This window comes from Candidatus Pelagibacter sp. Uisw_092 (genome assembly GCF_047729545.1).
Lineage (GTDB): Bacteria > Pseudomonadota > Alphaproteobacteria > Pelagibacterales > Pelagibacteraceae > Pelagibacter.
This window is the reverse complement of record NZ_CP159824.1, coordinates 224,190-240,119: the sequence shown is the minus strand read 5'-3', so window position 1 is coordinate 240,119 and position 15,930 is coordinate 224,190. Positions and strand designations below refer to the sequence as shown.

Below are 15,930 nucleotides of genomic sequence, written 5' to 3'. Positions count from 1 at the left end.
TTTAATTAACTTATAATGAAATTTTAAAAATGATAAACTCAGAATATTTAAACAATCTTAATAATGCACAAAAAGAAGCTGTTTTATACCTTGATGGCCCATTACTTATAGTAGCAGGTGCAGGCTCTGGAAAAACTAAGGTTTTAACCTCTAGAATTGCACACATAATTAAAGAAAAAAAGGCATTTCCGAATCAAATACTATCAGTAACATTCACAAATAAAGCTGCAAAAGAAATGCAAAGTAGAGTGAGCTCTATACTTAATTCTGAAGCCATAGGATTATCATGGCTTGGAACCTTTCATTCTATTTGTGCAAAATTATTAAGAAAACATGCTCCCGCTATTGGATTAACATCGAATTTTACAATTATTGATACAGATGACCAGGTGCGTTTAATCAAAAATATTTGCAAAGCAGAAAATATAGACATTAAACAACTAGCACCAAAATACATTTTGTCAATTATTGATAGGTGGAAAAATAAAGGCTTTTATCCAAACGAAGTCATTATTAATAAGAATGATATTTATGAAAAAACTGTACTTCCTCTATTTAAAATTTATCAACAAAAATTATTAGACCTAAATGTATGTGACTTTGGTGATCTGATATTGCATGTCGTTAAAATTTTAGAGAGAAATTTAGATATAAGAGAAATTTATTCAAATAATTTCAAATACATACTGGTTGATGAGTATCAAGATACAAACTATATACAAAGCCGATGGCTCTATCTATTATCAGAAAAACATAAAAATCTTTGCTGTGTCGGTGATGATGATCAATCTATATATAGCTGGCGTGGTGCAGAAATTAAAAATTTTTTAGAATTTGATCAAGTTTATGAGAATTCAAAAGTAATAAGACTAGAAGAAAATTATCGATCCTCTCAGAATATTTTATCAGTTGCATCTAATCTTATTGCTAACAATCAAAATAGAGTTGGTAAAACTTTAAAAACAACAATGGAAGAGGGAGATCTTGTTAAACTTAATTGTTTCAAAAATGGGAAAGATGAAGCGATAGGAATTTCTGATGAAATAGAAAAGAAACTAAAAAAAAAATACTCATTTAATAATATCGCAATTTTAGTTAGGGCTATATTTCAAACAAGAGAATTTGAAGAAAGGTTTTTAAAAATTGGATTACCTTATAGAATTTTAGGTGGAACAAAATTTTATGAAAGAGCAGAAATTAAAGATTGTGTTGCTTACCTAAGGTTAATTCATCAACCAAAAGATGATCTGGCTTTTGATAGAATAGTAAATAACCCTAAAAGATCTATAGGTGAAAGTACTATAAAGTTAATACATGAATTTGCAAAAAAAAATTCTTCAAGCTTAGAAATTTCATCAAAACAATTAATGGAACAAAACTTAATCAAGCCAAAAACAAAAGTAGGTTTAGGTTCATTTTTATCCTTAATAGATAAGTGGAGAAATGATATTAATATAAAAAAGGTTAGTCATGTTAAACTGTTACAGTTAGTTTTAGATGAGTTTGGTTATTCAGCTATGCTTAAGAATAAAAAAGATTTAGAGAATGAAAATAGACTAGAAAATATTAAAGAACTTTTAAGCGCCATGAAAGAATTTGTAAGTTTAGAAGGTTTTTTAGAGCACGTAGCATTAGCAACTTCAATTGATCAAGATTGGGATGGAGAAAAGGTTAACATGATGACAATGCATGGTTCAAAAGGTCTTGAGTTTGATGTTGTATTTTTACCAGGATGGGAAGAAGGTCTTTTTCCACACCAAAAATCTATAGAAGAAAAAGGTCAAAATGGACTAGAGGAGGAAAGAAGATTGGCTTATGTTGGTATAACTAGGGCTAAAAAGAAAGCCTTAATATCGTTTGCTATGAATAGATTTTATCAAGGTAATTGGATTGACAGTATGGCCTCAAGATTTATTGAAGAGTTACCAGAAAAATATTTAGAAAAAAATTCATTTTTTGATGAATCAAAAGAAAATGATAATGATTTTGAATTTAATCAAGATTTTGAAATTGAGGAAGAAATAAAAAGTCCTGGATGGATAAGGTATCAAAAAAGAATCAAATGATTAAAGCTAAAATTAAATTATTAAAAGAAAGATTCAAAACACTTAAAATTGATGGTTACATTGTACCTAAAAACGATGAGTATTTTTCTGAGTATGCAAGAAATGACAGATTAAAAAGCATTAGTAATTTTTCTGGCTCAGCTGGTGTTGCTGTCATTCTAAAAAAAAATAATTATTTGTTTGTTGATGGAAGGTACACTATTCAGGCTCAACAAGAATCAGCTAAAAATTTTAAAATTATAGAAATCCACAAGAAGTTACCCCACACAATTATTAAAAAATATAATTTAGGTTATGATCCAAGATTATTTACATCCAAAAAAATTAAAAGTTATTTTTCTAATAATAATCTTGTTTCTATTAATGAAAACTTAATTGACAAAATATTTAAATATAAGAGAGAGAAAAAAATACCTTTTTACTCTTTACCAAAAAAAATTGTAGGCGAAACCCATCAATCAAAAATTTCAAGAGTAACAAATTTTCTAAAAAAAAATAAAGCTGATTATTTATTTTCTAGCGCTCCTGAAAATATTGCATGGCTATTAAATATAAGAGGATATGACAATCCAAATAGCCCAATACCTAATTCTAGGTTAATTATTAGTAAAAACAAAAAATTATTTTTAATTACAAATAAACAAAATGTGCAAAAAATCATTAAAGAAAATAAAATAAAAAAAAATCAAGTTGTTGATATTAAAAATTTACCAAATTTAATTAATAAACTTGATGGGAAAAATTTTATAATTGATGACAAAACTTGTTCAATTTTCTATGAAAACATTATTAAATTAAAATTTAATATTTTAAATATAGATGACCCAATTTATAAACTAAAATCAATTAAAAATTCATATGAAATTAATCATATGATTGAAGCTCATAAAAAAGATGGTTTAGCACTAACAAGGTTTATTTATTGGATTAAAAACATAAATAAAAAAATTATAACAGAGGTTGATGCACAAAATAAATTAGAAAAATTTCGAAAACTAAACAGTAACTATTTATTTCCAAGTTTTAATACTATCGCTGGCTCAGGTTCAAATGGTGCAATTGTTCATTATAGGGCAATAAAAGAATCTACGAAAATTATTCATAAAAAAGATATTTTCTTATGTGATTCAGGTGGACAATACCGTCATGGAACTACAGATGTTACTAGAACAATATGTTTTTCAAATCAAAAACAGAATATAAAAAATGCTTTTACTAAAGTTTTAAAGGGTCATATTGCTGTTGCACTTACAGATTTACATAAAGATGATACGGGGGAAAAATTGATATAAGAGCTAGAAAATTTCTAAAAAAAGATGGTCTGGATTATGCCCACGGCACTGGTCATGGAGTTGGTTTTTTTTTAAATGTTCATGAAGGTCCTCAATCAATATCTAAAAATAATTCTATTAAAATTGAAAAAGGTATGATTTTAAGTAATGAACCTGGGTATTATAAAAAAAATTACTTTGGTATTAGAATTGAGAATTTAATTTATGTTAATAAATTAAAAAATAAATTATATTTTGAGAATCTTACACTCGCTCCCATAGAAAAAGATTTGATTAATTACCAATTATTAAATAAAGTAGAGAAAGACTACCTATTTAAGTATCATTTAAATATTTATGCTCAATATTCTGGCTTACTAAATAAAAAAGAAAGGAAATGGCTAGCTAGTCTTATTTAGCATTTTCATCCACTCTTTTTGATCTATAATTTTTATATTTAATTCTTTAGCTATATTAACTTTTTTTGTAGTAGGTTTTTCACCTACTATTAAAAAATTAAGTTTTTTATTAACGTTACTAATTATTTTTCCAGAGTTCTGTTCAATTAACGATTTTGCTTCTGCTCGACTTATTCCATTAAGTTTTCCTGTAAGCATAAAAGTTTTATTCTTTAATAGCCCTTTGTTGTTTACTAATATCACATTTTCTATTGAAATATTTTTATCTAATTCAGATAACACTTCTAAATTTCTTTTATTTATAAAGAATTTCTTAATTGATTGAATCTGAGTAATACCAATTCCATCTATATTCGATAAATTTTCTACATTTTCACTATTTGATAATTTAAAAAAGTTTACTGCTGTTTTTAAATATTTAGCTAAAAGTTTTGCGTTCTCTTGACCTATATGCCTAATACCTAGTGAGTAGATAAACCTTTCTAGCGAAATTTGTTTTTTTTGTTCTATTGAAAATTGTAAATTTGTTACTGATAATTTTCCCCAACCTTCTAATTTTTCTACTTTATTATAATCTATATTAAAAATATCTTGTGGATACCTAATTAATTTTAAATTCCAAAAATTTTCTACTATTTTTTTTCCAAAACCATCTATATTGAACGCTTCTTTTGATACAAAATGTTTAATTTTTTCTATTACAATTTGTTCACATTCATATCCTTCACTAGCACATCTTCTTACCGCATCCTGTTTTTTTGTTATCTCATTATAATCCTTTATTGTCTTGCCACCACATGATGGACAGTTAATTGGAAAAATAAAATCTTTCGAATTTTTTGCTCTTTTTGTTACGTCTACTAAAACTACATGTGGAATTACATCTCCAGCCCTTTCAACTACAACTGTATCTCCAATTCTTATATCCTTTCTAATGATTTCATCCTCATTATGAAGTGTTGCATTTGAGACAATTACCCCACCAATATTAACAGGTTTAATCTTTGCTACCGGCGTAAGTGCACCTGTCCTACCAATTTGAATCTCGATATTTATTATTTCTGAAATTGAACTATTAGCTGAAAATTTGTGTGCTATTGCCCATCTTGGTGCATTAGCTGCAAAGCCCAGCCTTCTTTGTAAATCAAAATTGTTAACTTTGTATACAATACCATCAATATCAAAGGGTATTTCTTTTCGTTTGTCCTCTAAATCTTTATAGTTAGACATTAAATCTTGAATGTTTCTTATTTTTTTGTTGAACGAGTTGATCTTAAAGCCCCATAATTTTAAATTTTCTAGAAAATCTGTTTGATTACCAATATTCATTTTTGCTGCATATCCATATGTATAGGCAATAAATTTAAGTGGTATTTTGGCAGTAGCAGTTGGATCTTTCTGTCTTAGTGATCCAGAAGCAGCATTTCTAGGATTTGCAAATTTTTCATTAATTAATTTAAAATCATTATTTTCTATAAACACCTCACCTCTAATATCAATCTCATCTGGAAAATTTCTCTCCTTTATTTTAAGAGGTATATCTTTAATAGTTTTTAAATTTAGTGTTATATCCTCTCCTTCAATTCCATTTCCTCTAGAAAGCCCTCTTATAAAATTCCCATTAACATAAATTAATGAAGCTGAAATACCATCAATCTTTGGCTCTGCGCTATATTCTATTTTGGTTGATTCTTTTAAGCTTAAATAATTAATTATCTTCTTTTCAAAATTTTTTAAATCTTCTTCGTTAAAAGCATTTCCAAGAGACAACATCGGGACTCTATGTTTGACTTTTTGAAAATTTTTTGATGGTTTATATCCAACAGATTTTTTAGGTGAGTATTTACTACTTAAAAATTTATACTTATTTTCTAAATTTATTATATTTTTTTTAAGTAAATCAAATTCTTGATCAGATACAATAGGTTTATCTTTATCATAATAATGTTTATTATATTTTTCTAATAACTTAATTTTATTTTTATAATCATCACTGACTTGTTCTTTATTCATTTACTAAAAAAGTTTTTTGAATTTACTTTTTATACTTTCTTTTTCTGGTTCAATCTTCTTAACTGCATATGTTTTATTAAATATTTTATAAGATTTTTTATACCATTCACTTGAAAGATAATTGTAACCTAATAAAGTTGCATATTTTTTAGCTTCACTTTCTAGGCCTATTTTATAATGAATTTCTACCAATCTATGTATAGCCTCTTCAGCGTAAATTGTGGTTTCATAATCATTAATTATATTTTTAAATCTATTAATTGCTGCTATCCATTTTTCTTTCTTAATATAATGTCTACCTATATACATTTCTTTTGCTGCTAAAATGTCATTTATCAAATCAATTTTAAATTTTGAATCTAAGGCAAAATCAGTTTTGGGATAATTTTTTATTACAAAATTAAACTTATCTCTTGCTATAAGTAGTGGCTTTAGATCTTTTTTTTCACCCTGGATATTTTCATAATAACTTATACCGATTAAGTAATGGGCATAGTCTAATCTTGTATCTTTCGGGTAAGTTTTTAAAAATCTTTCTAGGTTAAATATTGTTTCAGAGTAGTAATTTTGACTATAATAACTGTAAGCTACCATTAATGCAGATTTTGATGCCCATTTTGATTGTGGGTAAAGTAGCTCCGCTTCTGAAAATTTCTTTGCCGCCAAAAATGCATCCTCTTCTTCTAGTGCTTTGACCCCATCTTTATAAGCTTGAATCATTTCTTTTTCTTGATTCATCTCTTTAATTGCTGAAATTTTTCTATCTTCTTTAGAGCAAGAATTTAATATAATGATTAATAATAAAACAGTTAATTTAATTAGATATTTCATTTATTTTTTATAAATAATATTTATATAAGAAATAAAATTATGCGATAGACTTTAAATGAACTTTATTAATGAAATTATGTGGTAAAGTCTTTTCTTTAATTTCTATTATTGAAAAATTTTTATCCTGCTGAAAAACTTTTCTTAACAATTGATTAGTCAGTTTATGGCCTCCCTGAGAACAAATAATTTTTCCAATTATCTTATAGCCACTTAAATATAAATCCCCCATACAGTCTAGAATTTTATGGTTTACAAATTCTTTTTCATTTCTAAGACCACTTTTATTCAAAATTTTATTATTCTTGACAACTATGGCGTTATCAAGACTTCCCCCTTTCGCTAAACCCATTTTTTTTAATTTCTCAATATCTTCAAAAAGACAAAATGTTCTAGAACTATAGACATCAGTCAAATCTGACTCAAATACTTTAACTAAATTTCTTTGAGTACCGATTAGGTCATTTTCATATTTTAGTTCAAAATCTATATCCAGACTAATTTTACTTGGTTCGATAGAAATTGATTTATTTCCATCATAGAATTCAATTTTTTTTTCAATTTTAATTATTTTTATTGGCGCGTCACTACTTTTAATTCCAACTTGAGATATTGCTTCAATAAATAGTTTAGCTGACCCATCCAGAATTGGAACTTCTTGGTTATCAATTTCAACTAATGCATTATCAATTCCCAGACCATATAAGGCTCCCATTAAATGTTCAATTGTTGAAACACTTGCTCCACTTTCATTTGATATGGTTGTACAATACACAGCACTACTAACATTAAAAATATTTGGTATTATTATATTATTTTCAATAAGATCTGTTCTTTTAAAAAGGATTCCAGAATTTGGTTTCGCTGGCTTGATTATCATAGTGACATCTATTCCACTATGAAGCCCAACACCTTTAAAGGTAATATCTTTGTTAACAGTTTTTTGACTTAGCACAGACATCCATCTCTTATAAATAATTGCATTAACTTAAGAAAAACAAGAAATGTTACAGTAAAATACTAACTTACCTAAAGAAATGAAACAACTTTTCAAAAAAACCTTGTTTTAAGAGTTTTTTTGGTACTACTACAACCTCCTGTTTGTTTGGCCCAGCTCTAAGTTTAAACCCAGAATTACAAACATCCTTAAATGTTTCTTCTAAAAAATCTATATCCCTAGAAAATGAAATCATATCTTTAAATTTGTTGTCTAATATTTTTGATCCTTCACCCATTAATATCATTTTAAAATGTCCTAACATCTGTGCATTTGACTCAAGGGATTTTGTGCATAATTCTAAAATTTCTTCAGTTCTGGCAAACGCTATTTTTTGAATCATTTCTATTGAAAAATTTTCATTATTTAAATGTTTGTTTGTTTTATCAAAATTCAATTTTAATTGTTCTGCCTGATTTAAATCTATTTTTAAAATTAGGGAAATGTCTTTTGTAATATGATTCCCACCAACTGGTAAAACATCTAAAGAGATAAATCTATCATCAATGTAAGACAAAATTGATGTTTTTTTAAACCCAATATCGATAAAAGATACTTCACCAGTTAAATTTAGATCGTTTTTATAATTCATAGATTTTGCATAACTAGAACAAATTACTTGATTAACTAAAATATTAGATTCTGAAAAAATATTTTTAAGATTGACTATTAGTTCACTTGGAAGACAGATAAAAATAATATCTAATGATATAAACTTACATTCAATTTCATCGGGAAGGTCAGAATAATCAATATTATCAATTTTGTAATTGTTTATGATAATGTGCGCAACAGTGTGTTTTGAGTAATGCTTCAAAATCAATTGTTTGGCTTCTTGAACCATGAATAAAATATTATCTTGTCTTAATTTTGACTCTTCAATTTTTTTTGATATCGAGATACCAATAGATAACATTTTTGTGCTATCCACCATCAAGTCTATATTATCAATATATTCATTGGTATTTCTTTCTAATGAAGTAATAATTTTTTGAATTTCTAATTTTAAGTTTGAACTATCTGAAATAAAATTACTTTCAATGAAAAAAGTTTTGTCTTTGTTTTCTAAATTAAATGTGCCAGCTCTTATCCTGGAAAACCCACAGTCGAATATTGTTAGAAACTTTTTATTGGTCATTATTTTGTAACTAAATGATTCTTAACTCTCAAATCAATAAATTTTTTATCTTTAAAATTATTAGTATTTATTATCTTATATGCTAAATTTAATGATTCAATTATATGGCCTTGAGGTAATTTAATTAAAATATCATTTTTTGTTAAAATGTCCCATCTTTTTGATGGAAAAAAATATAATGTTTTCAATTCAGAAAAAGAAAATTCAGATTGTTGAATATTATTTTTAAAATTTAAAAAATCATTAGGATTAAATTCACCAAAAACATATGGCAATTTTTCATTACTAACATTATTTTTAATTATTTTGCCATTAGTGCCAATTAAGGATTGGTCTTTATTTGAAATCCTGGCAATAAATTTTGTTGGTTTAATTTTAATATAAAGTGTCGAAGGATAAATTTTTTTTATAGTAAATTCTTCAACTATATTTTGTTTATCCAAAACTTTTTTAATCTCATCTTTACTAAGAATAAATATATTTTTATAAAACAAATTATCCAAACTATTTAAGATCTCTAAGTTTTTATCAGTTGAAAGACCAACAACATCAATTTTATTTATTAATGAAGATAATTTTTTTTGATTGTCTGCAAGTTTTGCACTTGTGGTGCTAAATATAAATAAAAATAATAAATATATTATTATATTGTTTTTTTTACCTATTAATCGAGGCATCTTTTAAAATCCATTCAATTAATCTTATAAAACTTATGTCTTGATGTCTTGCTATCTCTGGCACTAATGAAAGTTTAGTCATGCCTGGCTGAGTATTAATCTCTAACAAATAAAATTTTCCGTTGTAAAACTTAAAATCTGACCTCGTAACACCTTTGCACCCAATAATTCTATGGGCCTTACGTGTAATTTTTATAATTTCATTTAAGTTATTTGTGCTTAGATTTACTGGAATTATATGTTCTGTTTTTGCCTTAGAATTATATTTTGCTTCATAATCATAAAATTTTCTTTTAGGCTTTAATTCTATAGCTCCCAATACTTTGTTACCCATTATTGCCACTTGTATTTCTCTCCCTGGTATAAATTCCTCAATTAATATTTCATTATAATCTCTTAATGCATTTAAGTTTTTAATTATGTTTTTTTTATCACAAATATACACATGAACACTTGATCCTTCGTTAATAGGTTTGGCAACTACAGGAAATTTTAATTTTTTTTCAATTATTTTTATGATGTTCAATTTATCTTTTTTATGGTTATATTTAATATATTTGGGAGTGAGTATTTTATTACTTTTAAAAATTTTTTTTGAAATCTCTTTATCCATTGCAATTGATGAGGCAATTACACCAGAGTGTGTATATGGTATCTTTTTAGCCTCTAAAACTGTTTGTATATATCCATCTTCACCAAATTGACCATGTAGTGCATTAAAAACTATATCTGGTTTAAATAATATTATATTTTTTGATAAATTTTTGTCTGGTTCACTGATTAAAACTTTATAATTATTTTTTTTTAATTCTTTTGCAACTTGTTTTCCAGTATCTAAACTAATTAAACGTTCCTTGGAAATACCACCACATAATATTAAAATTTTTTTTTTCATTTTATCTGAGAATCTTAATTTCTCTCTCTAAAACGACACCCGTTTTTTTTTTACACTCATTTTAACATATTCTATTAATTTATTCATATCTTCAAAACTAGCATTATTTCTATTCACAAAAAAATTACAGTGTTTATCTGAAATACACGCATCTCCAAAACTAATATCAAGTGCTACCGACTCTTTTATTAATTGCCAAACTTTTTTATCTGTCTGATTAATTGGGTTCTTAAATGTGCTACCACTTGTTTTTATTTTAGTTGGTTGGGTATTATCTTTTATTTTTCTCAACTCTAAAACCTCTTTTTCAATCTTATTTCTATTCTTTTTTTCTCCTTTAAAAGATGCACTTAAAAAAATCAAAGAATCTGCTAAATCATTATTTCGATATTTAAATGAAACTTTATTTCCAGGTATTGTTAATACTTGTCCATTTCTATCTATAGCCTGTATTGATACGAGTATATCTTTGAATTCTTTATTAAAACATCCTGCATTCATTTTTAGTCCACCACCTATTGTTCCTGGGATACACGCTAAAAATTCAAACCCACCAATACTATTTTCTAATGCAAAATCTGATAGTTTCTTATCTAAACAAGCGCTACCAGCTACTATTATACCATTTGGTAATATAGAAATATTAGAAAAATTTTTTCCTAGTTTAATGACGACACCATCAAACTTATCGTCACTTACCAAAGTGTTCGAGCCTGCACCTAAAATATAGATTTTTTCTCTATCTCCAAACTTTTTTAAAAATAAGATTAGATCTGAAAGATTATCTGGTTTAAAATAAACTTTAGTTTTTCCACCAATATTGAACCAATTACTTTTTTTTAAGTCATAATCAAAATAAATTTTACTATTTATTTCATTCGAAAACTTTTTTATTAGCTCAATATCCATCAAATTAATTCTGGGAGTTGTTTCATCCATGCTGAAATTGTACCTGCACCCATACCAACTACTATCTTTTTACCATAAATATTATTTTTTATAAATTTTGCTAATTGATATTGATTCTCAACCATAAAAAGTTTTACATTTGAGTTTTTTGCAATATCTTTTGCAAAGTTATAATAGTTAAAGCCTAATTTTATTTTTTCTCCAGCTGTATAAATGGGGCATAAAATTACTGTATCTGCTTTTTTAAAAGATAAACTGAATTCCTTTTTAAGATCTTTTAATCTAGATATTCTGTGAGGTTGGAATACACAGACCACTTCTTCTTTTCTGTATGCAGCTCTAACTCCATTTAAAACTTCTCTAATTTCTGTTGGGTGGTGTGCGTAGTCATCATAAAAGTCTGTCTCTCTATATGTAAATATTTTATTAAATCTTCTTTGAACTCCTTCAAACTCTTTCAGACCACTCTTTATAACATTTATAGAAATTCCAATTGTTAAGGCTACAGCAGTGGCTGCTGTTGAATTACGAATATTATGTATTCCAAGAAGTGGTATTCTAATCTTATTAATAATTAAATTTTTTTTTCCTGGTAGTTTAATTGATAAATCATATTCTGAAAATTTTTTTACTTGTTTTATATTTTTTATGTGAAATTGAGATCTTAAATTAGTTCCATATGTATAATAGTTTTTAATTTTTATCTTTTTTAATAAATCATTATTATTTTTATCATCAATACAAATGAATGATTTTCCAAATGAAGGTACTTTATTAATAAATTCTATAAACAAATTTTTAAGATCATTCATTGAATCATAATAATCCATATGTTCTCGATCTATATTTGTAACAATAGAGTAAGTTGGTGGCACATGTATAAAACTACCATCAGACTCATCAGCTTCAAGTATACACCAGTCACTTTTTCCAAGTTTGGCTGAGCTTTTAATTGCATTAAGAACTCCACCATTAATGATTGTTGGGTCTAATTTTGTTTTTGAGAATATGGCAGCCAATAAGGATGTTGTGGTAGTTTTACCGTGAGATCCAGTTACAACAATATTTTTAGTCAAAGAAACTATATTAGCAAGCATTTCTCCACGCTTGTAAATTGGAAGTTGTTTTTGTCTAGCTTCAATTAATTCTGAGTTATTTTTTTTAATGGCAGATGAGATGACCACAATAGTGGCATTTTTTATATTTTTTTTAGTATGTTTAATATTAACTTTAATTTTATCTTTTCTTAATCTTCCAATATTTTTATTAATTATCAGGTCACTACCCTGAACATTAAAACCCATCCTTTTCATTATGAGCGCAAGTCCACTCATACCAATTCCACCTATTCCAACAAAATGTATAATTTCAGTTTTTGCTAATTCTATTTTCATTAATAACAGATATAATTTTTTGATTTATATTATTCCAGGTATTTTGATAGCTAAAATTTTTCATATTTATTTTTTTAATTAAATATTCTTCTTTGTTATCTAAAATGCTAACTAATTTATTTGCTAAAATTTCATCATTAATTTTACCTTGATTCAAAATCCAATTACAACCAATTTTATTATAAAATAAGGCATTTTCATATTGATGATTATCTTTTGAAGTGGGTAGTGGTATTGCCACACAAGGTAAATTTAAAAAGATTAACTCAGCTAATGTTGAGGCACCCGCTCTAGTAAGGCATATGTTGCATCTGCTCATAAGATCTGAAATATCTTGATCAAAATTAAATAATTCATAACTGATATTGTTATCTTTGTAAAATTTTTTTAATTCTTTAAAGTTAACCAAACTTGTCTGTTGATAAATTTTGAAATTATATTTTTTTGATAATTCAATTACAGAATTTTTAATCAAAGTATCAAATGTCTTTGCTCCTTGACTTCCTCCTATTATCAATAAATTAATATGCCCATCAACTATGTCTGATTTTTTTACATCATAAAATTTTTTTCTTAACAAAGCAGGAATTACATTAATCTTATTTAAATACTTGTTTGGGAAATTTTTAATATTTTCTGAATAGCAAAAAATTTTTTCACAAAACTTAATAAATAATTTATTTGACCTTCCCAAAACCATATTAGGTTCAAATAAAAAGAGTTTAATATTTAAAATTTTTGATGCTATACACAAAGGTAATGACATATAACCACCCGTTGAAATTAATATATCTATTTTTCTTTTTTTCAAAAAAAAAGAGATTTTATAATTAAGTAAATCATTAAAAAGAAATGAAGTGGTAGTAAAAGAATATTTTTTGATATTGGGGTTACATTAAAAATTTCAAAGTTATATTTTTTTTCATCTAAAAACTTCATGCCCCTATTGTCTATAGATATAGATGTATGAAATTCACCTTCCAAATGTTCATACATTATAGTGGCAGGTACCACATGCCCACCTGATCCACCTGTGCTTATTAAAATTTTTTTAGTCATTTAATCAATTTGTCGTTTGGTTAAATTAAGTATTATACCAGACATTATTGATACACCTACAATTGAGGAGCCCCCATAACTTAAAAAGGGCAAAGTCATGCCTGTTGTAGGAAGTAGTCTAATATTAACTCCAATATGTATCAAAGCCTGAAAAATAATTAAACATAAAATCCCACTTAAAACTAATTGAATTTTTTCATTTTTTTCTAAGTATATTTTTTTGAAAACGGTGTAGATAAAAAATAAGAATAGAAACACTAATAGTACAATTGCAACAACGCCAAATTCTTCCGCTATTACAGAAATAATATAATCTGTGTGAGCCTCAGGTACTTTATTTTTTAAAGTTCCTTCACCAATCCCTTTTCCAAAGTACCCACCACTACTGATCGCGTCTATTGCTTTATCAGATTGGAAATTATGTGTTCCATCAATCGGATTAAAGAATGATAAAATCCTGCTTTTTATATAAGTAAATTTTGGTATAAAAAAAACCATATAAACTAGAGATAATAGTGAAAAACTAAAAAAAGTTAAAATTATTGGTAAACTAACACCAGAAATAAAAACTAATGTTGTCCACGTTAAGAAGATGAGTAGTGTTTGCCCGATATCAGGTTGCATCATTAATAAAAGACAAGTGGGCACAATAGTAATGAAGGTTAATAAATATTTAAAGTAAATATTTGAATTTTTTTCACTACATAGAATTGTAGCAATAAAAATAATTATAAAGGGTTTAACTAGTTCTATTGGCTGAAACCGTGGTAGAAAAAAAAGATTAAGCCATCTTTTAGATCCTTTTATTTCAGTACCTAAAATAGGCACTAAAAATAAAAAAAATAAAGATATAAAAAAAAAATAAAAAGAAATCTTGAAAAGACTTTCTTTACTTAGGGATGAAAAGAAAATTAAAACAATCATTCCAACACCAATATATAAAAAATGCTTGAAGAAGAAAAAATAATTATTTGTATTTAATTTATCAGAGGCAATTAGAGAAGTTGATACTAAGGAAAAAAATAACCCCAAACTAAATAAAAATATTATTAATATAAAAAGTGTTTTATCTATACTTTTCCACCATTCATAATAGAATTTATATATAGAATTAAAATTAAGCATTTATATATTTTTTAATAAGTTTATTAAAATATTTTCCACGTTTTTCAAAATTTTTAAAGGAATCAAATGAAGCTGTTGATGGACTAAATAAAATTGTTTTATGAATTGTGTTTTTATTATTTTTAATCTCTAAGGATAATTTTTTGATTACGCTCTTTAAATCTAAAAAGTGTTCATATTTCATTATTTTTTTTATTTTATTAATAAAAAAGCTTTTATTGGTTCCAAAAATATATGCTTTAATATTTTTACAATTCTTTTTTGATAATAATAATTTGTCTCCTTTTTTTGCTTGACCACCAACTATCCAGTAGACATTAGTTAGAGATTTCAACAAACTTACTGATGAGGAAAAAGTTGTAGCCTTTGAATCATTAATAATTGTTAACTTTCTTGACTGAAAAATTATTTCTTGCCTGTATTTTAGTCCTTTAAATTTTTTTAATGTTTTAATTAGAGAGTTTTTTTTAAAATTTAATATTTTGGCAACTTTTAAAACAAATTTTAGATTTTCTTTATTTCCATTGGTATTAAAATATTGATTATTTATCTTTTTTAAAAAAGTACTATCTATACTTTTTTCAATTTTTATTATTTTGGGTAAGAAATTTTTAGACTCTAGTTTTTTCCTAACATAAAAATTTTCAGCATTTATAATGGCAAGATCATTTTTTGATTGGCTTTTTACTAATTTAAATTTAGCATTTACATATTTTTTTATAGTCCCATGTCTTTCAAGATGGTCCGGTGTTATATTCAAAATTAGTGATATATTTGATTTAAATAATTTGCTATATTCTAATTGATAAGATGAGGCTTCAATTACAAAAACTGTACTATTTGTTATATTTTTCTCTAAAAGTGGAGGATTACCAATATTTCCTACTAGTCGGACATCGACTTTCTGATCCTTCAAAACTTCATATAAGATTTGAGCAGTTGTAGATTTACCGTTAGTTCCGGTTATTGTTATCTTATTATTTTCTACGTTATGATTATAAAAAATATCTAAGTCTGTATAAATTTTTTTAGAATTACTCTTTAAAAATTTACTCAAACGACATTTATTAATATCTATTCCTGGGCTGATTATTATGTAATCAAATTTTACTTTTGTTATTTTTCTAATATCAAATTTT

The 15,930-nt window shown here is 25.8% G+C and carries 15 protein-coding genes; 3 read left to right on the top strand and 12 right to left on the bottom strand.

Features of this window, described 5'->3' with window-relative positions:
* Nucleotides 1-29: 29 nt before the first annotated feature.
* The 3 genes from ABXT63_RS01230 to ABXT63_RS01220 are packed head-to-tail and all read left to right on the top strand — an operon-like array spanning nt 30 to nt 3,756.
* Entirely contained in the window at nt 30-2,066 is a 2,037-nt protein-coding gene (locus ABXT63_RS01230; protein WP_415321122.1) for an ATP-dependent helicase, read from the top strand.
* Nucleotides 2,036-3,358, top strand: coding sequence for an aminopeptidase P family N-terminal domain-containing protein (locus ABXT63_RS01225; RefSeq protein ID WP_415321120.1), 1,323 nt, complete (start codon nt 2,036-2,038; stop codon nt 3,356-3,358). The genes ABXT63_RS01230 and ABXT63_RS01225 overlap by 31 nt, the downstream gene beginning before the upstream one ends.
* A complete protein-coding gene (locus ABXT63_RS01220) occupies nt 3,349-3,756 on the top strand; it encodes a M24 family metallopeptidase (RefSeq protein WP_415321925.1) in 408 nt (135 codons plus the stop codon). Before ABXT63_RS01225 ends, ABXT63_RS01220 begins: the two co-directional genes overlap by 10 nt.
* Here ABXT63_RS01220 and ligA read toward each other — a convergent pair.
* The 12 genes from ligA to murD all read right to left on the bottom strand — a co-directional run bounded on the left by ligA (nt 3,739) and on the right by murD (nt 15,848).
* The gene (ligA, locus tag ABXT63_RS01215; protein ID WP_415321118.1) at nt 3,739-5,769 is read right to left on the bottom strand and encodes an NAD-dependent DNA ligase LigA; all 2,031 of its coding nucleotides are present in this window, start codon (nt 5,767-5,769) and stop codon (nt 3,739-3,741) included. The genes ABXT63_RS01220 and ligA overlap by 18 nt on opposite strands.
* Nucleotides 5,770-5,772: 3 nt before the next feature.
* On the bottom strand, nt 5,773-6,600 hold the full coding sequence (locus ABXT63_RS01210; protein ID WP_415321116.1) for an outer membrane protein assembly factor BamD: 828 nt from the start codon (nt 6,598-6,600) through the stop codon (nt 5,773-5,775).
* A gap of 37 nt (nt 6,601-6,637) precedes the next feature.
* On the bottom strand, nt 6,638-7,558 hold the full coding sequence (gene lpxC / locus ABXT63_RS01205; RefSeq protein ID WP_415321114.1) for a UDP-3-O-acyl-N-acetylglucosamine deacetylase: 921 nt from the start codon (nt 7,556-7,558) through the stop codon (nt 6,638-6,640).
* Between the two features lie 64 nt (nt 7,559-7,622).
* On the bottom strand, nt 7,623-8,732 hold the full coding sequence (locus tag ABXT63_RS01200) for a cell division FtsA domain-containing protein (RefSeq protein WP_415321112.1): 1,110 nt from the start codon (nt 8,730-8,732) through the stop codon (nt 7,623-7,625).
* On the bottom strand, nt 8,732-9,409 hold the full coding sequence (locus ABXT63_RS01195) for a cell division protein FtsQ/DivIB (protein ID WP_415321110.1): 678 nt from the start codon (nt 9,407-9,409) through the stop codon (nt 8,732-8,734). The genes ABXT63_RS01200 and ABXT63_RS01195 overlap by 1 nt, the downstream gene beginning before the upstream one ends.
* Nucleotides 9,390-10,304 (bottom strand): D-alanine--D-alanine ligase, encoded by a 915-nt coding sequence (locus tag ABXT63_RS01190; RefSeq protein WP_415321108.1) that lies wholly within the window; start codon nt 10,302-10,304, stop codon nt 9,390-9,392. The genes ABXT63_RS01195 and ABXT63_RS01190 overlap by 20 nt, the downstream gene beginning before the upstream one ends.
* A 27-nt stretch (nt 10,305-10,331) precedes the next feature.
* Entirely contained in the window at nt 10,332-11,243 is a 912-nt protein-coding gene (murB, locus tag ABXT63_RS01185; protein WP_415321106.1) for a UDP-N-acetylmuramate dehydrogenase, read from the bottom strand.
* Nucleotides 11,213-12,607: a UDP-N-acetylmuramate--L-alanine ligase gene (gene murC / locus ABXT63_RS01180; RefSeq protein WP_415321104.1), complete on the bottom strand. Its 1,395-nt coding sequence runs from the start codon at nt 12,605-12,607 to the stop codon at nt 11,213-11,215. The genes murB and murC overlap by 31 nt, the downstream gene beginning before the upstream one ends.
* On the bottom strand, nt 12,582-13,418 hold the full coding sequence (locus ABXT63_RS01175; protein WP_415321102.1) for a UDP-N-acetylglucosamine--N-acetylmuramyl-(pentapeptide) pyrophosphoryl-undecaprenol N-acetylglucosamine transferase: 837 nt from the start codon (nt 13,416-13,418) through the stop codon (nt 12,582-12,584). The genes murC and ABXT63_RS01175 overlap by 26 nt, the downstream gene beginning before the upstream one ends.
* The gene (locus ABXT63_RS01170; protein ID WP_415321101.1) at nt 13,415-13,666 is read right to left on the bottom strand and encodes a hypothetical protein; all 252 of its coding nucleotides are present in this window, start codon (nt 13,664-13,666) and stop codon (nt 13,415-13,417) included. Before ABXT63_RS01170 ends, ABXT63_RS01175 begins: the two co-directional genes overlap by 4 nt.
* Nucleotides 13,667-14,791: an FtsW/RodA/SpoVE family cell cycle protein gene (locus ABXT63_RS01165; protein ID WP_415321099.1), complete on the bottom strand. Its 1,125-nt coding sequence runs from the start codon at nt 14,789-14,791 to the stop codon at nt 13,667-13,669.
* Nucleotides 14,784-15,848 (bottom strand): UDP-N-acetylmuramoyl-L-alanine--D-glutamate ligase, encoded by a 1,065-nt coding sequence (gene murD / locus ABXT63_RS01160; protein ID WP_415321097.1) that lies wholly within the window; start codon nt 15,846-15,848, stop codon nt 14,784-14,786. Before murD ends, ABXT63_RS01165 begins: the two co-directional genes overlap by 8 nt.
* Nucleotides 15,849-15,930: the final 82 nt, after the last annotated feature.

Excerpts from the sequence above, each read along its gene's own strand:
- ABXT63_RS01230 (WP_415321122.1), top strand. The coding sequence starts at position 30 with ATGATAAACTCAGAATATTTAAACAATCTTAATAATGCACAAAAAGAA.
- ABXT63_RS01225 (WP_415321120.1), top strand. The coding sequence starts at position 2,036 with ATGGATAAGGTATCAAAAAAGAATCAAATGATTAAAGCTAAAATTAAA.
- ligA (WP_415321118.1), bottom strand. The coding sequence starts at position 5,769 with ATGAATAAAGAACAAGTCAGTGATGATTATAAAAATAAAATTAAGTTA.
- ABXT63_RS01210 (WP_415321116.1), bottom strand. The coding sequence starts at position 6,600 with ATGAAATATCTAATTAAATTAACTGTTTTATTATTAATCATTATATTA.
- lpxC (WP_415321114.1), bottom strand. The coding sequence starts at position 7,558 with ATGTCTGTGCTAAGTCAAAAAACTGTTAACAAAGATATTACCTTTAAA.
- ABXT63_RS01200 (WP_415321112.1), bottom strand. The coding sequence starts at position 8,732 with ATGACCAATAAAAAGTTTCTAACAATATTCGACTGTGGGTTTTCCAGG.
- ABXT63_RS01195 (WP_415321110.1), bottom strand. The coding sequence starts at position 9,409 with ATGCCTCGATTAATAGGTAAAAAAAACAATATAATAATATATTTATTA.
- ABXT63_RS01190 (WP_415321108.1), bottom strand. The coding sequence starts at position 10,304 with ATGAAAAAAAAAATTTTAATATTATGTGGTGGTATTTCCAAGGAACGT.
- murB (WP_415321106.1), bottom strand. The coding sequence starts at position 11,243 with ATGGATGAAACAACTCCCAGAATTAATTTGATGGATATTGAGCTAATA.
- murC (WP_415321104.1), bottom strand. The coding sequence starts at position 12,607 with ATGAAAATAGAATTAGCAAAAACTGAAATTATACATTTTGTTGGAATA.
- ABXT63_RS01170 (WP_415321101.1), bottom strand. The coding sequence starts at position 13,666 with ATGACTAAAAAAATTTTAATAAGCACAGGTGGATCAGGTGGGCATGTG.
- ABXT63_RS01165 (WP_415321099.1), bottom strand. The coding sequence starts at position 14,791 with ATGCTTAATTTTAATTCTATATATAAATTCTATTATGAATGGTGGAAA.